This window comes from Streptomyces qaidamensis (assembly GCF_001611795.1).
Taxonomy (GTDB): Bacteria; Actinomycetota; Actinomycetes; order Streptomycetales; family Streptomycetaceae; genus Streptomyces; species Streptomyces qaidamensis.
In genome coordinates, this window is sequence record NZ_CP015098.1 from 3,342,531 (window position 1) to 3,363,329 (window position 20,799).

Annotated in this window: 17 protein-coding genes; 12 read left to right on the plus strand and 5 right to left on the minus strand. The window is 71.0% G+C overall.

The annotated features are described in order from the left end of the window. The first annotated feature begins 101 nt into the window (after positions 1-101). Positions 102-1,583, plus strand: a complete 1,482-nt coding sequence (locus A4E84_RS14610) for a PucR family transcriptional regulator (protein ID WP_237304916.1) — start codon at positions 102-104, stop codon at positions 1,581-1,583. 134 nt (positions 1,584-1,717) lie between these two features. Beyond that, the gene (locus A4E84_RS14615) at positions 1,718-2,506 is read left to right on the plus strand and encodes a phosphatase (protein WP_062926994.1); all 789 of its coding nucleotides are present in this window, start codon (positions 1,718-1,720) and stop codon (positions 2,504-2,506) included. Between the two features lie 82 nt (positions 2,507-2,588). On the opposite strand, the gene A4E84_RS14620 is transcribed toward A4E84_RS14615, so the two are convergent. The 4 genes from A4E84_RS14620 to A4E84_RS14630 form a co-directional block, all read right to left on the minus strand. Further along, a complete protein-coding gene (locus A4E84_RS14620) occupies positions 2,589-3,464 on the minus strand; it encodes an acyl-CoA thioesterase (protein ID WP_062926995.1) in 876 nt (291 codons plus the stop codon). 35 nt (positions 3,465-3,499) lie between these two features. Continuing rightward, a complete protein-coding gene (locus tag A4E84_RS14625; protein ID WP_062926996.1) occupies positions 3,500-4,657 on the minus strand; it encodes an acyl-CoA dehydrogenase family protein in 1,158 nt (385 codons plus the stop codon). Between the two features lie 129 nt (positions 4,658-4,786). Continuing rightward, on the minus strand, positions 4,787-4,927 hold the full coding sequence (locus A4E84_RS44505) for a hypothetical protein (RefSeq protein ID WP_237304917.1): 141 nt from the start codon (positions 4,925-4,927) through the stop codon (positions 4,787-4,789). 323 nt (positions 4,928-5,250) lie between these two features. Continuing rightward, on the minus strand, positions 5,251-5,844 hold the full coding sequence (locus tag A4E84_RS14630; protein ID WP_062926997.1) for an SACE_7040 family transcriptional regulator: 594 nt from the start codon (positions 5,842-5,844) through the stop codon (positions 5,251-5,253). An 87-nt stretch (positions 5,845-5,931) separates the two neighbouring features. Here A4E84_RS14630 and A4E84_RS14635 point away from each other — a divergent pair, with 87 nt between their 5' ends. The 10 genes from A4E84_RS14635 to A4E84_RS14680 all read left to right on the plus strand — a co-directional run bounded on the left by A4E84_RS14635 (position 5,932) and on the right by A4E84_RS14680 (position 19,033). Continuing rightward, positions 5,932-7,548, plus strand: a complete 1,617-nt coding sequence (locus A4E84_RS14635; protein ID WP_062926998.1) for a carboxyl transferase domain-containing protein — start codon at positions 5,932-5,934, stop codon at positions 7,546-7,548. Between the two features lie 14 nt (positions 7,549-7,562). After that, positions 7,563-9,479, plus strand: coding sequence for an acetyl/propionyl/methylcrotonyl-CoA carboxylase subunit alpha (locus A4E84_RS14640; RefSeq protein ID WP_062926999.1), 1,917 nt, complete (start codon positions 7,563-7,565; stop codon positions 9,477-9,479). Next, a complete protein-coding gene (locus A4E84_RS14645) occupies positions 9,476-10,426 on the plus strand; it encodes a hydroxymethylglutaryl-CoA lyase (protein ID WP_062927000.1) in 951 nt (316 codons plus the stop codon). Before A4E84_RS14640 ends, A4E84_RS14645 begins: the two co-directional genes overlap by 4 nt. A gap of 5 nt (positions 10,427-10,431) precedes the next feature. Continuing rightward, positions 10,432-11,592, plus strand: a complete 1,161-nt coding sequence (locus A4E84_RS14650) for an acyl-CoA dehydrogenase family protein (protein WP_062927001.1) — start codon at positions 10,432-10,434, stop codon at positions 11,590-11,592. 211 nt (positions 11,593-11,803) lie between these two features. Then, on the plus strand, positions 11,804-12,847 hold the full coding sequence (locus tag A4E84_RS14655) for an ABC transporter substrate-binding protein (RefSeq protein WP_062927002.1): 1,044 nt from the start codon (positions 11,804-11,806) through the stop codon (positions 12,845-12,847). 146 nt (positions 12,848-12,993) lie between these two features. Beyond that, a complete protein-coding gene (locus tag A4E84_RS14660) occupies positions 12,994-13,848 on the plus strand; it encodes a siderophore-interacting protein (protein WP_062927003.1) in 855 nt (284 codons plus the stop codon). Positions 13,849-14,006: 158 nt separating this feature from the next. Further along, the gene (desA, locus tag A4E84_RS14665; protein ID WP_062927004.1) at positions 14,007-15,449 is read left to right on the plus strand and encodes a lysine decarboxylase DesA; all 1,443 of its coding nucleotides are present in this window, start codon (positions 14,007-14,009) and stop codon (positions 15,447-15,449) included. Then, positions 15,433-16,719 (plus strand): lysine N(6)-hydroxylase/L-ornithine N(5)-oxygenase family protein, encoded by a 1,287-nt coding sequence (locus tag A4E84_RS14670; protein WP_062927005.1) that lies wholly within the window; start codon positions 15,433-15,435, stop codon positions 16,717-16,719. Before desA ends, A4E84_RS14670 begins: the two co-directional genes overlap by 17 nt. Then, positions 16,716-17,267 (plus strand): GNAT family N-acetyltransferase, encoded by a 552-nt coding sequence (locus A4E84_RS14675; RefSeq protein ID WP_062927006.1) that lies wholly within the window; start codon positions 16,716-16,718, stop codon positions 17,265-17,267. The genes A4E84_RS14670 and A4E84_RS14675 overlap by 4 nt, the downstream gene beginning before the upstream one ends. Beyond that, complete coding sequence (locus A4E84_RS14680) at positions 17,264-19,033, plus strand: IucA/IucC family protein (RefSeq protein ID WP_062927007.1); 1,770 nt, start codon at positions 17,264-17,266, stop codon at positions 19,031-19,033. The genes A4E84_RS14675 and A4E84_RS14680 overlap by 4 nt, the downstream gene beginning before the upstream one ends. 131 nt (positions 19,034-19,164) lie before the next feature. Here A4E84_RS14680 and A4E84_RS14685 read toward each other — a convergent pair whose 3' ends face one another. Next, positions 19,165-20,754 (minus strand): beta-N-acetylhexosaminidase, encoded by a 1,590-nt coding sequence (locus A4E84_RS14685; protein ID WP_269465893.1) that lies wholly within the window; start codon positions 20,752-20,754, stop codon positions 19,165-19,167. Positions 20,755-20,799: the final 45 nt, after the last annotated feature.

A 20,799-nucleotide genomic window follows, 5' to 3' on the forward strand; every position in this document is an offset into this window, starting at 1 on the left:
TCGCCCTCAGGGACGAGGACTGACCCTAGGTGGCCGGAAAGCAACTGCGAAGTGTACGTTTCATCCATGCCAGCCGGTGCCGGATGGAGGGAACGCACACCATGCCGGATCCGGCGGTCCCGCCCACCCCGCCCGTACCGCTGACGGCGCTGCTGGCCCGCGAGGACCTGGCGCTGCGGCAGCTCGCGGGGCCGCCCGCCGAGGCCGTCGTCATCCACTGGGTGCACACCTCGGAGATGGCGGACCCGTATCCGTACCTCCTGGGCGGGGAACTGCTGCTCTCGGCCGGCGTGCACATCCCGGAGGCGGCGGGCCCGGCGACCACGTACTTCGACGACTACGTCACCCGGATCACGGCGGCCGGCGGCGCCGCCCTCGGCTTCGGGGTGGCGCCGGTGCACGACACGGTGCCGGAGGCCCTGGTCGCGGCCTGCGCGGCGCACGGCCTGCCGCTGCTGGAGGTGCCGCCCCGGACCACCTTCTCCGGTGTGGCCCGCGCGGTCTGGCAGCTGATGGCCCAGGCCCGCCTGTCCGAACTCCGCCGGGTCACCGAGGCCCAGCAGAGCCTGGCCGCCGCCGCGTCCCGCCCCGACCCGGTCCCGTCGGTGCTGCGCCGGCTCGCGCAGCGGCTGGGCGGGTTCGCGGTGCTGTACGGGCCGGAGGGGACGGAGATCGCGCGGGCGGGACGGGAGCCGGGAAGCGAGGTGCGCGGGGCGCTCACGCGGCTGGCGGAGGTCGTACGGCCGGACGGCGGCCCGGGTGAACGCCCCGTCCCCGCCTCCGCGACCAACACGGTCGCAGGCAGCCACCTCGCCTCCTACGCCCTCGGCGCCGGGCACGGTTTCGTGCTCGGTGTGGCCGAGCCCGAACGGGAGGCCGGGGACCACACCATCGCCTCCGCGGCCGCCGTCCTGCTGTCGCTGCTCACCGGCGAGCAGCAGAGCGGCACCGGTGCGGCCCGTTCCTCCGCGCTGGTGCGGCTGCTGCTGGGCGCGCCGCCCGAGGAGGTCGCGCCGCTGCTCGGCGACGGGCCGTGGACCGTCGTCCACGCCCGCCCCGACGGCGACGACACCCCCGAGCCCCTCGCGGCCTCAGCCCTGGGCGCCGCGCTCGGCTCCGCCCTGGTCGACCCGGCGGGTGACGTCGTACGCGTCCTGGTCCCGGCCGGCCGGGCACCGGCGCCGCTGCCCGGCTGGACCCTGGGCGTCAGCGCCGCCGTCGCCCCGCACGACTGGCCCGGCGCCGACACCCAGGCCGCCCGCGCCCTGGCCCGGGCCCGCGCCACCCGGACCCCGCTGCTCCGGCACGGCCCGCGTCCCGCCCTGGCCGACCTCGTCCCGTCCGGCGAGGCGGCGGCCCACGCCCACGCCCTCCTCGCCCCCGTCGCGGCCCACCCCGCGCTGACCGAGACCCTGCGCACCTGGCTCTCCCTGCACGGCAGCTGGGACCGCACGGCCGTCGCCCTGTCCGTGCACCGCAACACCGTGCGGCAGCGCATCGCCCGCTGCGCGACGCTGCTGGAGACGGACCTGGACGACCCGGACGTGCGGATGGAACTGTGGTTCGCGCTGCGGCAGCTCTGAGGAGGCCGGCGGATCCGAGTAGGTGAGCGGTGTCCCGCTGAGTACGTGACGGGTGTCCCGCTGAGTACGTGACGCACGTCCCAGCGCTCGATACGCCAGGGACGCCCACAGTCGGCTGCCTCACAATGGATGCCATGCCGATATCCGGGACACCCAGCCGCGCCGAACTCGTCGAACACCTCGTCAGGACGCGCATCGCGGGCGACGTCGCCACCCCCCGCGAGAACAACCTCTCCCACTACCGCAAGCTGGCGAACAGCGACCGCCACTACTGGCTCGGGCTGGAACTCGGCGACCGCTGGAGCGACGAGCAGGACGTCCTCGCGGTGATGGCGGAGCGGGTCGGCGTGAACGACGACCCCGAATACCGGTACGGCCAGGACACCATCGACCCGGAGCTGACCGTCGACGGTCTGGAGCGGATGGCCGGGCGGCTGCGCAAGGCGGCGGACGGGCAGCAGCGCGTCCTCTTCGCCACCGGCCACCCCGGCGGCCTGCTCGACGTGCACCGCGCGACCGCGGCGGCGCTGCGCGCGGCCGGCTGCGAGATCGTCGTCATCCCGGACGGGCTGACGACGGAGGAGGGCTACGTCATGCAGTTCGCGGACGTGGCGGTGCTGGAGCACGGCGCCACCCTGTGGCACACCCACTCGGGCGAGCCGATGAAGGCGATCCTGACGGCCCTGGAGCGCGGGGGCCGCCCGCTGCCCGACCTGGTGGTCGCCGACCACGGCTGGGCGGGCTACGCGGGGCAGCACGGCGTGGACTCCGTCGGCTACGCCGACTGCAACGACCCGGCCCTGTTCATCGCCGAGGCCGAGGGCACGGTGCAGGTGACGGTCCCCCTCGACGACCACGTGATCAGCCCCCGCCACTACGACCCGATGACGGCGTACCTGCTGTCGGCGGCCGGGCTGGACTGACCGACGGGCCCAGGCCGGCCGGGCTCGTCGTCCCCTCGCCGAGGTCGGTACGGGGACGTCGGGCCGGCCGTACGCATCCCGGTCAGCGGGGAACGCGCACCACGCCCTCCTGGATGACCGACACGGCGAGCCGGCCGTCCTGGGTGTAGATGCGGGCCTGGCCGAGGCCGCGGCCGCCGGACGCCGAGGGGGACTCCTGGTCGTACAGCAGCCATTCGTCGGCGCGGAAGGGCCGGTGGAACCACATGGCGTGGTCCAGGGAGGCCCCGACGACGTCGCCGACCGCCCAGCCGCCGCGGCCGTGCGCGAGCAGGACCGAGTCGAGCAGGGTCATGTCGGAGACGTAGGTGGCGAGGACGATGTGCAGCAGGGCATCGTCGACGGGCCCGTCGAGCTTGCCGTTGGTGCGGAACCACACCTGGGAGTGCGGCTCGCGAGGCTGTCCGAACCGCCCGTAGGGCGGCTCCTCGACGTAGCGCAGGTCGATGGCCTCACGGGCGGCGAGGAAGTGCTCGACGACCTTGGGGTCGAGGTGGCCGTAGCCGCGGAAGCGCTCTTGCGAGGTGGGCAGCGCCGCCGGGTCCGGGGCGGGCGGCATGGGCGTCTGGTGGTCCATGCCCTCCTCGTGCTCCTGGAAGGACGCGGACAGCGAGAAGATCGGCCGGCCGTGCTGGACCGCGACCACCCGGCGGGTGGTGAAGGAGCGGCCGTCGCGGATGCGCTCGACGTCGTAGACGATGGGCGCGCCGGGGTCGCCCATGCGCAGGAAGTACGCGTGGAGCGAGTGGGGCGGCCGGTCCGCCGGGACGGTCCGTCCGGCGGCGACCAGCGCCTGGGCCGCGACCTGGCCACCGAAGACCCGGGGGACCACGGCGGACCGGGACTGGCCGCGGAAGATGTTCTCCTCGATCGGCTCGAGGTCGAGCAGATCGAGGAGATCCTGGAGTGCCTGGCTCATGAAGTCAGTTGTATACGCCAGTGATTGCGGGGGCCTTACAGGCCCATGTCCTTGGCGATGATCGACTTCATGATCTCGCTCGTGCCGCCGTAGATGCGGTTGACGCGGTTGTCCGCGTACAGGCGGGCGATGGGGTACTCGTTCATGAAGCCGTAGCCGCCGTGCAGCTGGAGGCAGCGGTCGATGACGCGGTGGGCGACCTCGGTGCAGAACAGCTTCGCGGAGGCGGCCTCGGCGGGGGTGAGCTCGCCGGCGTCCAGGGCCTCGGTGGCGCGGTCGGCGACGGCCTCGGCGGCGTCCAACTCGGCCTGGCAGGCGGCCAGCTCGAACTTGGTGTTCTGGAAGGACGCGACCGTCTTGCCGAAGACGGTGCGGTCCTGGACGTACTGCTTGGCGAACCGGATGGCGGCCTTGGCCTGGGCGTAGGCGCCGAAGGCGATGCCCCAGCGCTCGGAGGCCAGGTTGTGGCCGAGGTAGTAGAAGCCCTTGTTCTCCTCGCCGAGGAGGTCCTCGACGGGCACCTTGACGTCGACGAACGCCAGCTCGGCGGTGTCGGAGGTCTTCAGGCCGAGCTTGTCGAGCTTGCGGCCGACGGAGTAGCCCTCGGACTTGGTGTCGACGGCGAAGAGGGAGATGCCGTGGCGGCGGTCCTCGGCGGTCGGGGCGGAGGTGCGGGCGCAGACGATCATGCGGTCGGCGTGCACGCCGCCGGTGATGAAGGTCTTGGCGCCGTTGAGGACGTAGTGGGTGCCGTCCTCGCTGAGCTTGGCGGTGGACTTCATGCCCGCGAGGTCGGAACCGGTGCCCGGCTCCGTCATCGCGATGGCCCACATCTCCTCGCCGCTGACGAACTTCGGGAGGAAGCGCTTCTTCTGCTCGTCGGTGGCGAGCATCTTGATGTACGGCAGGGCGAGCAGCACGTGCACGCCGGAGCCGCCGAAGGCGACGCCCGCGCGAGCGGTCTCCTCATAGAGGACGGCCTCGAACTTGTGGCTGTCCAGGCCCGCGCCGCCGAACTCCTCGGGGACGTTGATGCCGAAGATGCCCAGCTCACCGAGCTTGTAGTAGAAGTCGCGGGGCGCCTGGCCCGCCGCGAACCACTCGTCGTACACGGGTACGACCTCGGCCTCGATGAAGGCGCGAAGGGTCTCCCGGAACGCCTCGTGATCCTCGTTGAACACCGTACGGCGCACGCCGCCACCTCCAGGACTCCGCATGTCTAAGCGCTTGCTCAGCCAAAGATACCGGCCAGTATTGAGACGCGTCCAGGGTGGGGCCGGGGTGGGCGGGGTAACGCTCGTCACGCTGCACGAGGCCGGGGATCAGAGTCGATCATCCTCGCTGGGCCGCCACAGCCAGCGCAGAGCGTCCGGCAGCAGGACGCCGCCGTGGTTGAGGCTGTGTCCGCCGTCCCCCAGGACAAGGCGGAAGTCGTAGCCCGCTTCAGCGAGAGCGGCTGCCACGCGCGGCGGTGAAGGCGCAGTTGCCGCCGCTGCTACCGCCGCAGATGCCCCACCTTTCGGGCGACCGGGCGATGGCATACCGCTCCGCGACCTGCGGGATGACCTCGGAAACCCCCCGGGGGCACAGAGGGCGAAGCCCCCGCCCGGGTCGGGGGCGGAGCCCCGGGGCGGGCCGGTCTTCCGGCCCACGGCTACCGGCGGATGGGCGGGAAACCCCCGGGGGCACAGAGGGCGAAGCCCCCGCCCGGGTCGAGGGCGGAGCCCCGGGCGAGTCCAGCCTGCCGGCTGACGGGTCCGGGTGGGTGGTGGGTGTGCGAAGGCCCCTAGACCCCCGCCGCCGCGAACGCCCCCCGGGCCATCCGGTGCAGCAGCTCCGCCGTAGCCCCCCGCCCGGGGAGCGACCCGCCCCTGCCCAGATGCGGCGTCGAGTTCAGCAGCCCGAACACCGAGTGCACGGCCGACCGGGCCGCAGGCTCCCCGAGCCCCGGGTACACCTCCCGGACCACCCCCACCCACAGCTCCACGTACTGCCGCTGCAGCTGCCGCACCATCTTCCGGTCACTGTCCCGCAGGCGATCCAGCTCCCGGTCGTGCAGGGTGATCAGAGGCCGGTCATCGAGCGCGAAGTCGATATGCCCCTCGATCAGCGAGTCGAGCACCTGCTCCGCCCCACCCCCGTCCACCTCCGTCAGCCTCCGCTTCGCCCCGGTCAGCAACTGCCCGCTGATCCCCACCAGCAGCTCCGCGAGCATCGCGTCCTTGCCCGCGAAGTGCCGGTACAGCCCGGGCCCGCTGATCCCGACCGCGGCACCTATCTCGTCGACTCCGACCCCGTGGAAGCCCCGCTCGGCGAACAGCCGCGCGGCCTCCTTGAGGATCTGCTCGCGGCGGGTGGAGGCGTCGGTTCTGGTGGCCATGAGAACAATTCTAGACAGGGAGGTTAGCGGTCGTTAACCTGAAGGAAATGCGTTAACGCTCATTAACAAGGTGAGGGGACCCGCAGGATGCACGAGGCACCGGAGCTCACGAGCGCGGCAGACCCCGCGTCGGAGGCCTTTCGGGCCAACGAGGAGGCGCACCACACCCTCGTCGAGGAGCTGCGCTCCAAGCTCGCCGCCGCCGCACAGGGCGGCGGCGAGAAGGCCCGCGCCCGCCACACCGCGCGCGGCAAGCTGCTCCCCCGCGACCGCGTGGACACCCTCCTCGACCCGGGCTCGCCGTTCCTGGAGCTGGCCCCGCTCGCGGCCGACGGGATGTACGAGGGGCAGGCCCCCGCCGCCGGCGTCATCGCCGGCATCGGCCGGGTCAGCGGCCGCGAGACGGTGGTCATCGCCAACGACGCCACGGTCAAGGGCGGCACGTATTACCCGATGACGGTCAAGAAGCACCTCCGCGCCCAGGAGGTCGCCCTCGACAATCGCCTCCCCTGTGTCTACCTGGTGGACTCCGGCGGCGCCTTCCTCCCCATGCAGGACGAGGTCTTCCCGGACCGCGACCACTTCGGCCGCATCTTCTACAACCAGGCCCGCATGTCCGGCGCCGGCATCCCCCAGATCGCCGCCGTCCTGGGCTCCTGCACGGCGGGCGGGGCGTACGTCCCGGCGATGAGCGACGAGGCGGTGATCGTCCGCAACCAGGGCACGATCTTCCTCGGCGGCCCGCCCCTGGTGAAGGCGGCCACGGGCGAGGTGGTCACGGCTGAGGAACTCGGCGGCGGCGAGGTCCACTCCCGCGTCTCCGGCGTCACCGACCACCTCGCGGAGAACGACGCGCACGCCCTGCGCATCGTCCGCACGATCGTCTCCACCCTCCCCGCGCGCCAGGCGCTCCCCTGGGAGGTCACGGAGGCGACGGAACCCAAGGTCGACCCGCACGGTCTCTACGGCGCGGTCCCGGTCGACTCCCGCACCCCCTACGACGTGCGCGAGATCATCGCCCGGGTCGTCGACGGCTCCCGCTTCGCCGAATTCAAGTCCGAGTTCGGCCAGACCCTGGTCACGGGCTTCGCCCGGATCCACGGGCATCCGGTGGGCATCGTCGCCAACAACGGCATCCTGTTCTCCGAGTCGGCCCAGAAGGGCGCCCACTTCATCGAGCTGTGCGACCAGCGCGGCATCCCCCTCGTCTTCCTCCAGAACATCTCCGGCTTCATGGTCGGCAAGGACTACGAGGCGGGCGGCATCGCCAAGCACGGCGCCAAGATGGTCACGGCGGTGGCCTGCACCCGCGTACCGAAGCTGACGGTCGTGGTCGGCGGCTCGTACGGCGCGGGCAATTACTCCATGTGCGGCAGGGCGTACTCCCCCCGCTTCCTGTGGATGTGGCCGAACGCCAAGATCTCGGTCATGGGCGGCGAGCAGGCCGCCTCGGTCCTCGCGACCGTCAAGCGGGACCAGCTGGAGGGCCGCGGCGAGTCCTGGCCCGCGGAGGACGAGGACGCCTTCAAGGCCCCGATCCGCGCCCAGTACGAGCGCCAGGGCAACGCCTACTACGCGACGGCCCGCCTGTGGGACGACGGTGTGATCGACCCGCTGGACACCCGTCAGGTCCTGGGCCTGGCCCTGACCGCGTGCGCCAACGCGCCCCTGGGTGACCCCCAGTTCGGCGTCTTCCGGATGTGAGGGGACGGACGACGATGTTCGAGACAGTACTGGTGGCCAACCGCGGCGAGATCGCCGTACGGGTGATCCGTACGCTGCGGTCGATGGGCGTGCGCTCGGTGGCCGTCTTCTCCGACGCGGACGCCGACGCCCGGCACGTCCGCGAGGCGGACACGGCGGTGCGGATCGGCCCGGCCCCCGCGTCGATGAGCTACCTGTCGGTGGAGCGCCTGCTGGAGGCGGCGGCCCGCACGGGCGCCCAGGCCGTCCACCCCGGCTACGGCTTCCTCGCCGAGAACGCCGCCTTCGCGCGCGCCTGCGCCGAGGCGGGCCTGGTCTTCATCGGCCCTCCGGCGGACGCGATCGCGCTGATGGGCGACAAGATCCGCGCCAAGGAGACGGTCCAGGAGGCCGGGGTGCCGGTGGTGCCGGGCGGGCGTGACCCGGACCTGGCGGAGGCGGCCCGCGAGCTGGGCGCGCCCGTGCTGCTCAAGCCCAGCGCGGGCGGTGGCGGCAAGGGCATGCGCCTGGTGCGGGACCTGACGCGGCTGGAGGACGAGATCGCGTCGGCCCGCCGCGAGGCCCGTGCCTCCTTCGGCGACGACACGCTCCTCGTCGAGCGCTGGATCGACCGCCCCCGCCACATCGAGATCCAGGTCCTGGCCGACGGCCATGGGAACGTGGTCCACCTCGGGGAGCGCGAGTGCTCCCTCCAGCGCCGCCACCAGAAGATCATCGAGGAGGCGCCGAGCGTGCTCCTCGACGAGGAGACGCGCTCCGCGATGGGCGAGGCGGCGGTCCAGGCGGCCCGCTCCTGCGGCTACCGGGGCGCGGGCACGGTGGAGTTCATCGTCCCCGGCACCGACCCGTCGTCGTACTACTTCATGGAGATGAACACCCGCCTCCAGGTGGAGCACCCGGTCACGGAGCTGATCACGGGCCTGGACCTGGTCGAGTGGCAGCTGCGGGTCGCGGCCGGGGAGCCCCTCGGCTTCAGCCAGCAGGACGTACGGCTGACCGGTCACGCCGTGGAGGCCCGCATCTGCGCCGAGGACCCGGCGCGCGGCTTCCTCCCCTCCGGCGGCACGGTGCTGAGACTGCGTGAGCCGCAGGGCGACGGCGTCCGTACCGACTCGGGCCTCACCGAGGGCACGGAGGTCGGCAGCCTCTACGACCCGATGCTCTCCAAGGTCATCGCGTACGGCCCCGACCGCGCGACCGCCCTGCGCAAGCTCCGGGCGGCCCTGGCGGAGACGGTCACGCTCGGCGTCCAGACGAACGCCGGTTTCCTGCGCCGCCTGCTCGCCCACCCGGCGGTCGTCTCCGGCGACATGGACACGGGCCTGGTGGAGCGCGAGGTGGAGGACCTGGTCCCCACGGACGTACCGGAGGAGGTGTACGAGGCGGCGGCGGCCGTACGGGTGGAGGCCCTGCGGCCGGAGCCGGGCGGCTGGACGGACCCGTTCTCGGTGCCGAGCGGCTGGCGTCTGGGCGGCGTAGCGAAGCCGCCGGTCTTCCCCCTGCGGGTGCAGGAGCCCCTGGAGTACACCCCGCGCGGCACGGCCACGGTCACCGACGACCGGGTTGCGGTCACCCTGGACGGCGTCCGCCACACGTTCCACCGCGCCGCCGACTGGCTCGGCCGCGACGGCGACGCCTGGCACGTGCGCGACCACGACCCGGTCGCCGCGTCCCTCACCCGCGCCGCCCACGGGGGCGCCGACTCGCTGACCGCGCCGATGCCCGGCACGGTGACGGTGGTGAAGGTCGCCGTCGGCGACGAGGTGAGCGCCGGTCAGAGCCTGCTGGTGGTGGAGGCGATGAAGATGGAGCACGTCATCTCCGCGCCGCACGCGGGCAAGGTCACCGAGCTGGACGTGGCACCGGGCACCACGGTCGCCATGGACCAGGTGCTGGCGGTCATCGCACCGCACGAGGAGGCGGCGCAATGACAGTCCCAGGGCTCCCGATGGCCGTCCCGAGCAGGGATCTGCCGACCCGTGTCCGCATCCACGAGGTCGGTGCGCGCGACGGCCTGCAGAACGAGAAGGCGACGGTTCCCACGGAGGTCAAGGCGGAGTTCATCCGCCGCCTGGCCGACGCGGGCCTGACGACGATCGAGGCCACGAGCTTCGTCCACCCCAAGTGGGTCCCCCAACTGGCGGACGCGGAGCAGTTGTTCCCTCTCGTCAGCGACCTCCCGGTGGCGCTCCCGGTGCTCGTCCCGAACGAGCGCGGCCTGGACCGCGCCCTGGGGCTGGGCGCCCGGCGGGTGGCGGTCTTCGCCAGCGCGACGGAGTCCTTCGCCAAGGCCAACCTCAACCGCACGGTGGACGAGGCCCTGGCCATGTTCGAGCCGGTGGTGAGCCGCGCGAAGGCCGCATCGGTCCACGTCCGCGGCTACCTCTCGATGTGCTTCGGCGACCCGTGGGAGGGCGCGGTCCCGATCCCCCAGGTGGTGAAGGTCTGCCGGGCCCTGCTGGACATGGGCTGCGACGAACTGAGCCTGGGCGACACGATCGGCGTGGCGACCCCGGGCCATGTGGTGGCGCTCCTGGCGGCCCTGGACGAGGCGGGCGTCCCGCCCACCGCCCTCGGCGTGCACTTCCACGACACCTACGGCCAGGCCCTCGCCAACACACTCGCGGCGCTCCAGCAGGGCGTCACCACGGTCGACGCCTCGGCGGGCGGCCTGGGCGGCTGCCCGTACGCGAAGTCGGCGACCGGAAACCTCGCCACCGAAGACCTCGTGTGGATGCTGCGGGGCCTCGGCATCGACACCGGAATCGACCTCGGCCGTCTCGTCGCCACGAGCACCTGGATGGCCGCCCAACTGGGCCGCCCGAGCCCGTCCCGCACCGTCCGAGCCCTGTCCCACGAGGACAGCGAGGAGCACTGATCACCATGGACTACCGTCTCTCCCCCGAGCTGGAGGAACTCCGCCGCACCGTCGAGGAGTTCGCACACGAGGTGGTGGCGCCGAAGATCGGCGACTTCTACGAGCGGCACGAGTTCCCGTACGAGATCGTCCGCGAGATGGGCCGCATGGGCCTGTTCGGCCTGCCGTTCCCCGAGGAGTACGGCGGCATGGGCGGCGACTACCTGGCCCTCGGCGTGGCCCTGGAGGAACTGGCGCGGGTCGACTCCTCGGTGGCGATCACCCTGGAGGCCGGCGTCTCGCTCGGCGCGATGCCGCTCCACCTCTACGGCACCGAGGCGCAGAAGCAGGAGTGGCTCCCCCGCCTGTGCTCGGGCGAAGTGCTGGGCGCGTTCGGTCTGACGGAGCCCGACGGCGGCAGCGACGCGGGAGCGACCCGCACGACGGCCCGCCTGGACGAGTCGACGAACGAGTGGGTCATCAACGGCACGAAGTGCTTCATCACCAACTCGGGCACGGACATCACGGGCCTGGTGACGGTCACCGCGGTCACCGGCCGCACAGCCGACGGCAAGCCGCGGATCTCCTCGATCATCGTCCCGACCGGCACCCCGGGTTTCACGGTCGCGGCCCCGTACTCCAAGGTCGGCTGGAACGCCTCGGACACCCGTGAGCTGTCCTTCACGGACGTCCGCGTGCCGGCGGAGAACCTCCTGGGCGAAGAGGGCCGCGGCTACGCCCAGTTCCTGCGCATCCTCGACGAGGGCCGCATCGCGATCGCGGCGCTGGCGACGGGCCTGGCGCAGGGCTGCGTCGACGAGTCGGTCAAGTACGCCAAGGAGCGCCAGGCCTTCGGCAAGCCGATCGCCGCGAACCAGGCCATCCAGTTCAAGATCGCCGACATGGAGATGAAGGCCCACACGGCCCGCCTCACCTGGCGCGACGCGGCGGTCCGCCTGGTGTCCGGCGCCCCCTTCAAGAAGGAAGCGGCACTGGCGAAGCTCCACTCGTCCACGATCGCGGTGGACAACGCCCGCGAGGCCACCCAGATCCACGGCGGCTACGGCTTCATGAACGAGTACCCGGTCGCCCGCATGTGGCGCGACTCCAAGATCCTGGAAATCGGCGAGGGGACGAGCGAGGTCCAGCGGATGCTGATCGCCCGGGAGTTGGGGCTCGTCGGCTGAGGGACCGAACCCGGGGCCGACGGCCCCCGGCCACACGGGCGCGGTGACTCGGATCACCGCGCCCGTTCGCATTCCCCGGACTCCGCCCGGGCACACACTCGAGGGCCCCCCTCGACACAATCTGAGGTTAGGCTAACCTAATCCTGATCTCAGCCAAGCGGCTTTCAGCCGTGCCCGCAGTGGCTCCGTACGCACGAAAGCAGACCCCGTCATGTCGAACGCCAGAACCGCCCGCTTCTCCCGCCGCGGCCTGCTCGCCGCCGGTGGTGCTCTCGGGATCGGCGCCCTCGTGACCGCGTGTGGCAGTGAAGACTCCAAGGACGGCGGCTCGGACGCGAAGGGCGCCGCCAAGTCCGGCCCCTGGTCCTTCAAGGACGACCGCGGCAAGACCGTGAGCCTGGACCAGGTCCCCACGAAGATCGTCGCGTTCACCGGTGTCGCCGCCGCCCTGTACGACTACGGCATCGAGGTCGAGGGCGTCTTCGGCCCGACGAAGACCAAGGACGGCAAGGCCGACGTCCAGGCCGGCGACATGGACGTCAGCAAGCTGACCGTCTTCGGCAACCGGTTCGACCAGTTCAACGTCGAGCAGTACGCGGCCTTCCAGCCCGAGGTGCTCATCACCACCACCTTCGACGCCGCCGGCACCCTCTGGTACGTCCCGGAGGCGTCCAAGGACAAGATCGCCAAGCTCGCCCCGAGCGTGGCCCTCTCGGTCTTCGACCGTCAGATGCCGAAGCCGCTGCAGCGCATGGCGGAGCTCGCCGAGTCGCTCGGCGCCGACCTGAAGGACGCGAAGGTCGTCGAGGCGAAGAAGCGTTTCGAGGCTGCCTCCGAGCGGCTGCGCAAGGCGGCCAAGTCCCGCCCCGAGATCAAGGTGCTGGCCGGTTCCGCCTCGGACGCCATCTTCTACGTCTCCGGCTCCAACTTCTCCATCGACCTGGAGTACTTCAAGGCCCTCGGCGTGAACCTCGTCGAGCCCCCGAAGAAGGCCATGGAGGCCAACGGCGGCTGGTTCGAGAACCTCAGCTGGGAGAACGTCGACAAGTACCCGGCCGACGTCATCATGATGGACGACCGCGCCTCGACCATCCAGCCGGCCGACATCACCGAGGCGACCTGGAAGAAGCTGCCCGCGGTCAAGGCCGGCCAGGTCATCGCGCGTTCGCCGGAGCCGATCCTGTCGTACGACAAGTGCACGCCTCTGGTCGAGAACCTCGCCAAGGCGATCGAGAGCGCGAAGAAGGTCTCCTGACGCGCCCCCCGCTGGGCGCTTGAGGGGGTGTCGCGGGCGCGGGCCGGATGCGGCTGGTCGCGCCCGCGCGGCGGAGCCGCATGCCGACACGGCTCCGTGCCCCCCGGGTGCCTCCCCTCACCCCTGACGATGCATCAGGAGTCACCATGACCACCGCCGTAGCCGCGCCGTTCCGCTTCTTCTCCCTTCAGGTCGTGCGGACGAGGCGGCTCGGGCCGTCTCTGGTCCGGGTCACTTTCGGAGGACCCGACCTGCACGCCTTCCACTCCGACGGGCACGACCAGTCCCTGTCCCTGTTCCTGCCGCATCCCGGGCAGCCCGAGCCGGTCGTCCCGCTCGAACTGGGGGACGGCTGGTGGCAGGGCTGGCGCGAACTCCCGGAGGACGTACGGGCCGTGATGCGGTCGTACACCCTGCGCGGCCTGCGCCGGGACCCCGACGAGATCGACATCGACTTCGCCCTGCACGGCATCGGGCCGGGAGCGTCGGTCCAGGCCGGCCCGGCCTCCCGCTGGGCCGCCCGGGCCGCCGCCGGGGACCGGGTCCTGCTGCTCGGCCCGGCCGTGGCCGACAACCGGGCGATCCGCTTCCGACCGCCCGAGGACACCGACCTCGTCGTCGTCTGGGGCGACGAGACCGCCGTCCCCGCCGCCTCGGCCATCGTCGAGGCACTGCCGGCCGGCACCCGCGCCCGGGTCTTCCTGGAGGTCCCGCACGCCGACGACATCCAGGACCTGACGACCGAGGCCGACGCCGAGATCACCTGGCTCGTCAGGGAGGAGCGGGGCGCTGAGGGGGCTCCCCTGGCCCTCGACGCCCTCCGCGCCGCCCACCTGCCGTCCGCCGAACGGCCGTACGTCTGGATCGCCGGCGAGTCCGGGTGCGTGAAGGAGCTGCGCCGGCACTTCGTGCGCGAGCGCGGGATCGACCGCCGCAGGGTGACGTTCGTCGGCTACTGGCGCCGCGGTGTGAGCGAGGAGCAACTGCGGGCGGAGGCATAGCCGCAGCCCCACCGGGACCGAGGTGACACGAGTGATCACGGTCACGGCAAGGCCCGCCCTCGCCTCGATCAAGTTAGGTTAGGCTTACCTAAGTTCTGGACGCCGGAGACCAGCCCATCCCGTCCCACACCGGACCGTCCCCACCGGAGGACCCCCACATGCGCTCGCACCTGCTCAACGACACCACCGCGGAGCAGTACCGCCGCTCCGTGACCGACGGAGTCGAGCGGGTGGCCGCCAAACTCGCCACCACCGACCGGCCGTTCACCGGCATCACCGTCGACGCCCTCGCCCCGCGCATCGACGGGATCGACCTCGACCAGCCGCTGCACGACACCACCGCGGTGCTCGACGAACTGGAGGACGTCTACCTCCGGGACGCGATCTACTTCCACCACCCCCGCTACCTGGCCCACCTCAACTGCCCGGTCGTCATCCCGGCCGTGCTCGGCGAGGCCGTCCTGTCCGCCGTCAACTCCTCCCTCGACACCTGGGACCAGTCGGCCGGCGGCACGCTCATCGAGCGGAAACTGATCGACTGGACGACCGACCGCATCGGCCTCGGCCCGGCCGCCGACGGCGTGTTCACCTCCGGCGGCACCCAGTCCAACCTCCAGGCGCTGCTGCTCGCCCGCGAGGAAGCGAAGAGCGACTCCCTGGCGAAACTGCGCATCTTCGCCTCCGAGGTCAGCCACTTCAGCGTGAAGAAGTCCGCGAAGCTGCTCGGCCTCGGCCAGGACGCCGTGGTCTCCCTGCCCGTCGACCACGACAAGCGCCTGCAGACCGTCGCGCTCGCCCGCGAACTGGAGCGCTGCGCCAAGGACGGCCTCGTCCCCATGGCCGTCGTCGCCACCGCAGGCACCACCGACTTCGGCTCCATCGACCCGCTGCCCGAGATCGCCGAGCTGTGCGAGCAGTACGGCACCTGGATGCACGTCGACGCCGCCTACGGCTGCGGTCTGCTCGCCTCCCTGAAGCACCGGGACCGCATCAGCGGCATCGAGCGCGCCGACTCGGTCACCGTCGACTACCACAAGTCCTTCTTCCAGCCGGTGAGTTCCTCGGCCGTGCTGGTGCGGGACGCAGCCACGCTCCGCCACGCCACCTACCACGCCGAGTACCTCAACCCGCGCCGCATGGTGGAGGAGCGCATCCCCAACCAGGTGGACAAGTCCCTGCAGACCACCCGCCGCTTCGACGCCCTCAAGCTGTGGATGACCCTGCGGACCATGGGTGCCGACGGCATCGGGCAGCTCTTCGACGAGGTGTGCGACCTGGCCCGGGAGGGCTGGAAGCTGATCGCCGCCGACCCGCGCTTCGACGTCGTCGTGGAGCCGAGCCTGTCCACGCTGGTCTTCCGCTACATCCCGGCGGCCGTCACCGACCCCGCCGAGATCGACCGCGCCAACCTCTACGCCCGCAAGGCCCTCTTCGCCTCCGGTGACGCCATCGTCGCGGGCACCAAGGTCGGCGGCCGTCACTACCTGAAGTTCACCCTGCTCAACCCCGAGACGCAGGCGTCCGACATCGCCGCCGTCCTCGATCTGATCGCCGGCCACGCCGAGCAGTACCTGGGAGAGTCCCTTGACCGCGCGTCCTGAAAACCCGGCCCCTTTTCCTGCGACTCATGACTTCGTGGGGATCGGGCTCGGCCCCTTCAACCTCGGCCTGGCCTGCCTGACCGAGCCGATCGACGAACTCGACGGCGTCTTCCTGGAGTCCAAGCCCGACTTCGAGTGGCACGCGGGCATGTTCCTGGACGGCGCCCACCTCCAGACCCCGTTCATGTCGGACCTGGTCACCCTCGCCGACCCGACGTCCCCGTACTCCTTCCTGAGCTACCTGAAGGAGAAGGGCCGGCTCTACTCGTTCTACATCCGCGAGAACTTCTACCCGCTGCGTGTCGAGTACGACGACTACTGCCGCTGGGCCGCGGGCAAACTGAGCAGCATCCGCTTCGGCACGACCGTCACCGAGGTCACGTACGAGGACGAGCTCTACGTCGTGCAAACCACCGCCGGCGACACCTACCGGGCCCGTCACCTCGTCCTCGGCACCGGCACCCCGCCCCACATACCCGAGGCCTGCCAGGGCCTGGGCGGCGACTTCCTGCACAACTCCCGCTACCTGGACAGCAAGGCGGAGCTCCAGAAGAAGGACTCGATCACGCTGGTCGGCTCGGGCCAGTCGGCCGCCGAGATCTACTACGACCTGCTCAGCGAGATCGACGTCCACGGCTACCGGCTGAACTGGGTGACCCGCTCGCCGCGGTTCTTCCCGCTGGAGTACACCAAGCTCACGCTGGAGATGACGTCCCCCGAGTACGTCGACTACTTCCGCGAGCTGCCGGAGGCCACCCGCTACCGCCTCACGGCCGAGCAGAAGGGCCTGTTCAAGGGCATCGACGGCGACCTCATCAACGAGATCTTCGACCTGCTCTACCAGAAGAACCTCGGCGGCCCCGTCCCCACCCGGCTGCTCACCAACTCCGCCCTGACCAGCGCGCGCTACGAGAACGGCACGTACACGCTCGGCTTCCGCCAGGAGGAGCAGGGCAAGGAGTTCGAGCTGGACTCCCAGGGCCTGGTCCTGGCCACCGGCTACAAGTACGCCGAGCCGGAATTCCTCGCCCCGGTCAAGGACCGCCTGGTCTACGACTCCCACGGCAACTTCGACGTCGCCCGCAACTATGCGATCGACGTCACCGGCCGGGGGATCTTCCTCCAGAACGCCGGCGTGCACACGCACAGCATCACCAGCCCGGACCTGGGCATGGGTCCGTACCGGAACGCGTACATCATCCGCGAGCTGCTCGGCAGCGAGTACTACCCGGTGGAGAAGACCATCGCGTTCCAGGAGTTCGCCGTATGAGCGCCACCACCGGCATCGGAACGCTCACCGTCCGCCCGCTCGACCCCCTGAAGGACGCCGGGCTGCTGCACTCCTGGGTCACCCACCCCAAGGCGGCCTACTGGATGATGCAGGACGCGAAACTCCAGGACGTCGAGCGCGAGTACATGCGGATCGCCGCGCACGAGCACCACCACGCCTACCTCGGCCTGCACGAGGGCCGCCCGGCGTTCCTGATGGAGAAGTACGACCCCCGGTACGTCGAGCTGGAAGGCCTGTACGACCCGGAGCCCGGCGACGTCGGCATGCACTTCCTGGTCGCGCCGACCGACCGGCCGATCCACGGTTTCACCAAGGCCGTCATCACCGCCGTGATGGACGAGCTGTTCGCCGACCCGCGCACCCGCCGGGTCGTGGTGGAGCCCGACGTGAGCAACAAGGCAGTACACGCGCTCAACGAGGCCGTCGGCTTCGTGCCCGAGCGTGAGATCGACAAGCCGGAGAAGCGCGCGCTGCTGAGCTTCTGCACGCGTGCACAGTTCCTGGCCGCCCGAGGAGTAGCCGTATGACCCTGTCCGACGCCGTAGCGCATCTGTCCCCCCACCGCTGGGCGCGGGCCAACCGCCTCCTGATCCGCAAAGCCCTCGCCGAATTCGCGCACGAGCGGCTGATCACCCCCGAGGAGGACGGCGAACAGTACGTCGTCCGCAGTGACGACGGCCTGACGAGCTACCGCTTCTCGGCCGCCCGCCGGGCCCTGGACCACTGGCAGGTGGACGCCGAGTCGATCACCCGCCACCGGGACGGCTCCGAACTCCCCCTCGCCGCACTGGACTTCTTCGTCGAACTGCGGAAATCCCTCGGCCTGAGCGACGACATCCTGCCGGTCTACCTGGAGGAGATCTCCTCCACTCTCTCCGGCACCTGCTACAAGCTCACCAAGCCGGACATCACGGCGGCCGAACTCGCCCGCGGTGACTTCCAGGCCATCGAGACCGGTATGACCGAGGGCCACCCCTGCTTCGTCGCCAACAACGGGCGGCTCGGCTTCGGCATCCACGAGTACCTGTCGTACGCACCGGAGACGGCGAGCCCGGTCCGGCTGGTGTGGCTGGCCGCCCACCGGTCACGGGCCGCGTTCACGGCCGGGGTCGGCATCGAGTACGAGTCGTTCCTGCGTGAGGAGCTGGGCGCGGAGACGGTCGAGCGCTTCCACGGCGTCCTGCGCGACCAGGATCTCGACCCGGCCGACTACCTGCTCATCCCGGTGCACCCCTGGCAGTGGTGGAACAAGCTCAGCGTCACCTTCGCCGCCGAGGTGGCCCGCAGGCACCTGGTGTGCCTGGGCGAGGGCGACGACGAGTACCTGGCCCAGCAGTCCATCCGGACCTTCTTCAACCGGACCAGCCCCGAGAAGCACTACGTCAAAACCGCGCTGTCCGTCATCAACATGGGCTTCATGCGCGGTCTGTCGGCCGCCTACATGGAGGCCACCCCGGCGATCAACGACTGGCTGGCCCAGCTCATCGAGGGCGACCCGGTGCTGCGGTCGACGGGCCTGTCGATCATCCGGGAGCGGGCGGCCGTCGGCTACCGGCACCTGGAGTACGAGCAGGCGACCGACCGCTACTCGCCGTACCGCAAGATGCTCGCCGCGCTGTGGCGGGAGAGCCCGGTGCCGTCCCTGGAGGAGGGCGAGTCCCTGGCCACCATGGCGTCCCTGGTCCATGTCGACCGCCAGGGGGCGTCCGTCGCGGGCGCGCTGATCGAGCAGTCGGGCCTCGCCCCGAAGGAGTGGCTGCACCGCTACCTCCAGGCGTACTTCACGCCCCTGCTCCACAGTTTCTACGCCTACGACCTGGTGTTCATGCCGCACGGTGAGAACGTCATCCTCGTGCTGAAGGACGGGGTCGTGCAGCGGGCGATCTACAAGGACATCGCCGAGGAGATCGCGGTCATGGACCCGGAGGCGGTGCTGCCGCCGACGGTGGAGCGGCTGCGCGTGGAGGTCCCGGAGGACAAGAAACTCCTGTCGATCTTCACGGACGTCTTCGACTGCTTCTTCCGCTTCCTCGCGGCGAACCTCGCCACCGAGGGCATCCTGGAGGAGGACGACTTCTGGCGCACGGTCGCGGACGTCACCCGCGCCTACCAGGAGTCGAAGCCCGAACTGGCCGACAAGTTCAAGCAGTACGACATGTTCGCCCCCGAGTTCGCCCTCTCCTGCCTCAACCGCCTCCAACTCCGCGACAACGAACAGATGGTGGACCTGTCGGACCCGTCGGGCGCCCTCCAACTGGTGGGCACCCTGAGGAACCCCATAGCGGACCTCTGACCACCCCGAGCGGACGGGCACCCCGGAGTACGGTCCTCCGGGGTGCCCGTCGATACAGGGGCGCGGGGAACTGCGCACCTCTCAGGGGCGCGGGGAACTGCGCGACCAGCCCCCACGCACCAGCAGACGATTCACCGCCCGGCGGAGCCCCACGGCACTTGGGGCGACCTGTAGTAGTCGATCCCCAGGGCGTCCCACCGCTCAGCCTGCGCAGCAAGCCGCCCCTTGTACCGCTCCCAGTCATGCGAAGCCGCCGACGACCACCCCAATTCGGCGACACCGGGCAACCGTGGGAACGCCATGAACTCAATGTGCCCGGAGTTCTCGAGCGTCTCCGACCACATCGGCGCCTCGACACCCTTCACGGCCCCGCCCGACACCCCTGGCAGATAGGCACCGGGATCCCAGTCGTACGACCGCTGCACCTCGACGTACCCGGCCCAGGAGAGCCCCAGCGGCGTGTCCTTGGTGTACTTCATGTCGAGATACACCCGGTCGGCCGGGGACAGGATCACTCCCGTCCCGTTCTGCGCGGCCTTCGCGACCCGCTCCTTCTCCTCGGCGCTGGTGCCGTCGAGCCCCCAGTACTGCGCGAGAGCGCCGGGCGCCGGGGCCGCCCCGGTCAACTGGTGCCAGCCCACCACCGTCTTGCCGTACTTCGCGACGATCGGCTGCACCCGGTCCATGAACTTCACGTAGTCCTCATGGCTGGTGGAGTGCGCCTCGTCGCCCCCGATGTGGAGGTACCTGCCCGGCGTGAGCGCGGCGAGTTCCCGGATCACGTCGTCCACGAAGTCGTACGTGATCTCCTTGCCGACGCACAGCGAGCTGAAGCCGACCTCGGTGCCGGTGTAGAGCGGCGGTGCGACGCCGTCGCAGTTCAGGTCGGCGTACGAAGCCAGCGCCGCGTTGGTGTGGCCGGGCATGTCGATCTCGGGCACGACCTCCAGGTAGCGGGAGGCGGCGTACCGCACGATCTCCTTGTAGTCGGCCTTGGTGTAGAAGCCGCCGGGGCCGCCGCCGACCTCCGTGGAACCGCCGTGGGTGGCCAGGCGCGGCCAGGAGTCGATCGCGATGCGCCAGCCCTGGTCGTCGCTGAGGTGCAGATGCAGCTTGTTGATCTTGTAGAGGGCCAGCTGGTCGATGTAGCGCTTGACCTGGTCGACGGTGAAGAAGTGCCGGGAGACGTCGAGCATCGCGCCGCGCCAGCCGTAGCGCGGGGTGTCCTTGATCGTGCCGCCCGCGACCAGCCACGGGCCGGGCCGGACGGAGTCCTTCTCGACGGCCGCGGGGAGGAGCTGGCGCAGTGTCTGCACGCCGTGGAAGAGGCCGGCGGGCCGGGCGGCGGTGATGGTGACGCCGTGGCGGCCGCTGTCGAGCCGGTAGCCCTCTACGCCGAACGGGCCCTCGGCCAGGCGCAGTCGGATGCCCCCGGCGCCTTGGGCGGTGACGGGGAGGTGGTAGCCGGTCGAGGGGCGCAGGATCTTCGCGAGGTACTCGCCGACGCGCCGGGTCTCCCGGGATCCGTCGACGCGGATGTGGGTGCCGCGGGTGATCCGGTACGGGGACCCGCCCGGGGCGACCGAGGCGGGCGCGGGGATCACCCGGTCGAGCGGGGTGGGCGATGCCGCCGGTGCGGGAGCGGCCCCGGTCACCGAGGCGGTCATCGCGACCAGCAGCAGGGAACCGAGCAGGCGGAGCGTTCTGCGGTGCTGTCTCACACGGCCATCTCTCACAAGCATGTCCCTTCACGAGCCGTTGAGCTC